The organism is Streptomyces sp. NPDC005728 (genome assembly GCF_040630895.1).
In the GTDB taxonomy this organism is placed as follows: domain Bacteria; phylum Actinomycetota; class Actinomycetes; order Streptomycetales; family Streptomycetaceae; genus Streptomyces.
The window spans coordinates 1-3854 of the sequence record NZ_JBEXYL010000237.1 but is presented as its reverse complement, the minus strand read 5'-3'; the positions used below and the strand labels follow the sequence as shown (position 1 = coordinate 3854).

The 3854-nt window shown below is 67.8% G+C and carries 4 protein-coding genes and 1 pseudogene; 2 read left to right on the top strand and 3 right to left on the bottom strand.

Translation table 11 applies throughout. The features are described 5' to 3' along the window. Window positions 1-608 precede the first annotated feature (608 nt). Window positions 609-875: a hypothetical protein gene (locus ABZ471_RS47980; protein ID WP_359075461.1), complete on the top strand. Its 267-nt coding sequence runs from the start codon at window positions 609-611 to the stop codon at window positions 873-875. 460 nt (window positions 876-1335) lie between these two features. On the opposite strand, the gene ABZ471_RS47975 is transcribed toward ABZ471_RS47980, so the two are convergent. Continuing rightward, window positions 1336-1788, bottom strand: a complete 453-nt coding sequence (locus tag ABZ471_RS47975) for a thioesterase family protein (RefSeq protein WP_359075460.1) — start codon at window positions 1786-1788, stop codon at window positions 1336-1338. A 130-nt stretch (window positions 1789-1918) separates the two neighbouring features. Next, entirely contained in the window at window positions 1919-2737 is an 819-nt protein-coding gene (locus tag ABZ471_RS47970) for a 3'(2'),5'-bisphosphate nucleotidase CysQ (RefSeq protein ID WP_359075459.1), read from the bottom strand. 143 nt (window positions 2738-2880) lie between these two features. Between ABZ471_RS47970 and ABZ471_RS47965 the strand changes: the two are divergent. After that, window positions 2881-3596: pseudogene (locus tag ABZ471_RS47965) on the top strand (LysR family transcriptional regulator); the annotation flags it as partial. Window positions 3597-3604: 8 nt separating this feature from the next. Here the strand turns inward: ABZ471_RS47965 and ABZ471_RS47960 are convergent. Further along, on the bottom strand, window positions 3605-3854 hold a 250-nt coding region (locus ABZ471_RS47960), incomplete at its 5' end, for an FAD-dependent monooxygenase (RefSeq protein WP_359075458.1).

The following is a 3854-nucleotide window of genomic DNA, read 5'->3' as shown; positions in this document are numbered from 1 at the left end:
CGAACTACTCTCCGAGAACGACACCATCCCGGCTGCCGGTTAGCCACCGAGCCTGGAGCCCAAATGGTGGGGCAGGTCATCTGAACTGGCTTGCCCTGTAGGGCGGGTGAGAAGGATGTCGCTGTGCCCAAGCCTTATCCCGACGAGTTCCGCGAGGACGTCGTGCGAGTCGCGAGAAACCGCGGCCCGGGCGTGACACTCGAGCAGGTGGCCGCCGACTTCGGCGTCCATGCGGTGACGCTGTCGAAGTGGATGCGCCGCGCAGACATCGACGACGGGGTGAAACCCGGAACCACCAACCAGGAGAACGCGGAACGACGGGCCGCGCGTCAGGGATCAAGCTGCTGGAGCAGGAGAACGAGGTCCTGCGCCGGGCCGCGGCTTACCTGTCGCAGGCGAATCTGCCGGGAAAAGGATCTACTCGCTCGTGAAGGAGCTGGCCGTGGACGGGGTCCCCGTCACGGTCACGTGCCGGGTCCTGAAGCTCGCCAGACAGCCCTACTACCGCTGGCTCGACCGACCGGTGACCGATGCCGTGTAGAAAAGCTCGATAGATTCAACGAACCTACGCAAAGCCGAAGTTGGATATCTGTTTACGGAGGCCCCTCATGACGAAATTGCGGAATCATCAGGAGCTAGATGTGCTGGTGGTCGCGGTGGCCCCCGTGGGTGCGCAGGTCGAATCGGACGGCACGCAAGGATTCATCGATCAAGTGAAGCATGCGTCTTGGTGGGACGAGAGCATCGCACCGCCCCAGATCGGTGACGAACTCCATGTCGTTGTCCTGAACGCCGACCGCGAACCTCCCCGGTTCAGCGCATTGCAGCGAGACATCGACGTTGCTCGGCGCCTGCGCGGCGCGACGCCGCCCTAACGGGCGAGGGTGACGCGGATGGGCTGGTCGGGGCAGGCGGCCAAGTGTTCGGCGAGGGGTCTGTTCGTTGGGGTCGATGCTCAGCCGGTAACGGGTCTTGTCGGCGACCCAGTTGGTGACGTAGGTGCACCAGTTGCCGTCAGGCGCCTACGTCACTCAGATCGGAGTGGCTCTCACCGTCGCGTTGAGCACGGTCAAGACCAGCAGAGCACCGGCGACCAGGCGGGAGGCGGCCACCCAGCCATGCTTGCCGGCGTGCGCGATGACGCCGCTGAAGTAGGGTGCCGAGTTCGCCGGGCCCTCGTGTCAGGGTGAGTACTCATTTCGCCGGTGTGGCCACCAGCGTCGCGGGAGCAGCCCGCGCGAACGTCATCTCACGCGGCATTGCTTCACGCGCGAGAGGTCTCTCCTCGGCCTTATCGGCCTGGACGGCTCTGGGGGTCTGAGCGCGGGTCTGCTGTCAGGGCTTGATCAGGGTGGCGGCGAGCTCGCGGCCGCGGTCGGTCCACGTCGCGGGCTTCATGGTGGCCGGATCGAGGCGTACCGACAGGCGGCGGCCCTCGGCGAATACTGACTCGCCGTCCGGGGAGACCAATCGGAACCGATAGTCGACGCTGGTGTCACCGACCCGCTCGATCCAGAAGTGGACGGTGATTTCGCCGGTCCCGCGCACGGGTGATAGATAGGTGATCGAAAAATCGCGGACCACAGAGAACGCGTCGGGTGTGGTCGGGCGGCCACCGGCATACGACACACCGCGCTCCTGCCACCATGTGGTGATGGCGCGCTCGACCAGCACGGCGTAACGCGCGTTGTGCAGAATGCCCATGGGATCGAGGTCGTCGAAGTACACCGGCGTCGTGGCGGCGTACCCGTACGGTGTCCGGCTGGTCTCGGAACCAGTCTTGACCATGTCATCTCCGGAAGAATCATGGGGTGGGTCGCGATCGATCGCAGGTGGCCGAGCAGGGCCCGGCGGGCGCGCCAGCAGGCCACCGTGGCTCCGAGTACGGGCGCGTGTGTGCGGGTGGGGTGGTGTTCGGTCAGCGTGAGAGGGTGGCGACGGCCTCGGCGTGGACGCCGGGCGCGGCGGCCAGGAAGCTCTCGCTCTGCGGGGTCCAGGGGCGGCCCTCGGCGTCGGAGATCTGTCCGCCGGCCTCGGTGACGAGGAGCGCCCCGGGCAGCAGGTCCGCGCGGGCACCGGCGAACTGCCAGAAGGCGTCGATCCGGCCGGCGGCCACGTTCAGCAGGTGCAGGGTCGCGGGCACGGAAGTGCGGACGACGAGCGCGTCGAAGAGCATCGCGGTGATCGAGGAGCCGACGCGTCGCACGACGTCTTTGTCCTCGTCGGGCCGGGCCTGGCTGGTGGCCACGAGGCTCAGGCCGAGGTCCGCGGTCCGGGAGACGTGCAGCGGCCGGCCGTCGAGGTAGGCGCCCGCGCCGGTGAGCGCGGTGTAGGTCTCGCCGGTCAACGGCAGGTGGACCACGGTGAGTACCGGCTGGTTCTCGCGCACGAGGGTGGCGGTCACCGCCCACTCCGGCAGAGCATGCAGGTGGTTGACGTTGGCCTCGGCCGGATCCACGACCCACCATTCGCCGGGCGGCAGCGCCCCGCCGTCCAGCTCGTCCTCCACCCATCCGGCGTCGGGGCGCAGGTGCGTGAGGCGGGGGCGCAGGATGCCGAGGGCCGTGTCGTCGTTGGCGGCGAGCGCGTGCATCAGCTCTTCGCGGTTCTGGTAGCGGACTACCTCGCCGAAGCGCTCGCGCAGCGCCGAACCGGCCGCGCGCACGGCGACCGAGGTCTGGTCGAGCAGGTCGGCGTCGGAGGCGGCGGCGTCAGTGGTCTGAAGCGTTTCGGACATGGTGGTACTCCCGTGTGGGAGGGGGATGGTGAGGTCGGTCGGGCCGAGCTGTGTGGTCCGTCTTGCGCCTTCGTCTCAACGGTATGCAGCCCCGTAATTAACTTCAAATGCATGTCAAGCACGCCTAGGATTACTCACATGCAATTCGGTTTGCCCTGCTCGCCGCACTCGACGCGTTGCTGGAGGAGGGCGGCGTGGCCGGGGTGGCCGCACGCCTGCATGTCACCGCCCCCGTGATGAGTCGGAGTCTGGGCCGAATCATTCGCACGACCGGGGATCAGATCCTGGTGCGCACCAGCCGCGCGATGACCCCGACGCCGTGTGCGATCGCCATCCGGTAACAGGTGCACGAGCTGCTGCACCAGGTCAAGGGTGTGCTGGCGCCGAGCGGTGAACTCGATCTGGGAACGCTGGAGCGCACCTTCACACTCCGCCGGCACGATTCCCTGGTCGCCCTGAGCGGTCCCGCACTGCTTGCGGCCGTGCGCGGACAGGCGCCGGGAGTGCGATTGCGCTTCGTCGCGGAATCGAGCCTCGACACCCCCGAGTTGCGGCGCGGCGAGGTCGACCTGGAGGCGAACGCCAACCGCCCGAGCGCACCAGACATCCGTACCGAGAACGTGGGCGAGACCCGCCTCGTCATCGTCGTGCGGCAAGGGCACCCCCTCACCCGCGTCAAAACCGTCACGCAGAGCAGTACGCCGCCGCTGAGCAGGTCACCGTCTCGTGGCGCGGAAATCTCAGCAACGCCCTCGACGACGCCCTCGCGCCGCTCGGCCTCACCCACCGCGTGGTGGCGACCGCGCCCACCGAAGCAGCCGCGCTGGAGTTCGCGCGCGGCTCCGATCTCCTGATCAGCGATCTCGCTCACTCGGTCGGCTCCTGGCCGATGAGCAGGTGGAGCAGGCTGGCGGGGGTGTTGTCGCCGAAGACGAGCTGGTGATTCTTGTCGGATTCGGCGGCGAACTGGGCACTGCGGGGAAAAAGAGCCTGCTCGTACTCCGCGAGGGCGGCGTCGATGTCGTCGGGATGTGCGGCGATGGCTTTGCCGAGTTCGGCGCCGTCGAGCATGGCGAGGTTGGCGCCCTCCCCGGCGAACGGTGACATGAGGTGGGCG